Source organism: Azohydromonas sediminis (assembly GCF_003574675.1).
Classification (GTDB): domain Bacteria; phylum Pseudomonadota; class Gammaproteobacteria; order Burkholderiales; family Burkholderiaceae_C; genus Calidifontimicrobium; species Calidifontimicrobium sediminis.
The window spans coordinates 1-734 of the sequence record NZ_QOAZ01000102.1 but is presented as its reverse complement, the minus strand read 5'-3'; the positions used below and the strand labels follow the sequence as shown (position 1 = coordinate 734).

Annotated in this window: 1 protein-coding gene; it reads left to right on the top strand. The window is 69.5% G+C overall.

Annotated features, from left to right (window positions below; all coding sequences use genetic code 11):
* Positions 1-33: 33 nt before the first annotated feature.
* The coding region (locus DRV96_RS18695; RefSeq protein ID WP_235823469.1) for a transposase at positions 34-734 on the top strand (701 nt) is incomplete at its 3' end.

Genomic DNA, 734 nt, shown 5'->3' with positions numbered 1-734 from the left:
AAGGTCGTCAGCGAAGACGCGCTGCGCCGGGCGTTGGAACGCATCGACGAGGCGGCCAGTGCGGCGTGGATGCGCCCGAGCCTGATGCACTCGGTTCGCGAGGCGCTGGACCGGCCGTGGGTGCTGGACATCGACGCGAGCATCAAGCCGCTGTACGGGCGCCAGGAAGGTGCCCAGATCGGCTACAACCCGACCAAACCCATGCGCCCCAGCCACGTGCTGCACACCTTCCTGGTGGCCAACCTGCGCCTGGTGCTGGACGTGCAGGTCAGCTCGGGCAAGCAGCACACCAGCGTACATGCCAGGGCGGCGCTGGGGCAGTTGCTCGACGAACTCGGCCAAGATCCTCTTGGCAATCGGCGCCCGGCGCTCGTGCGCGGCGACTCGGGCTATGGCAACGAGGGCATCCTCACCGAGCTGGAAAGCCGCCACCAGCCCTACCTGCTGCGGCTGCGGCAGACCCAGAACGTGCAGCGGCTGGTCGCGCAGCAGTTCGCCCGGCAAGACTGGAGCCGCCCCGACAGCCAGGGCTGCCAGATGGTCGAGGCGCAGTTGCAGCTGCACGGCTGGAGCAAGAAGCGCCGCGTCGTCATCGTGCGCCAGCGCATTCGCGGCGGCATCGCGCGCGAGCGGCGCATGGACGGCAAGCAGCTGCGGCTGGACCTGGCGGGCCCAAGCGTGCACGAGGGCGAGCGGCTGTGGGAGTACGCGGTGCTGGTCACCGATGTGGCCTA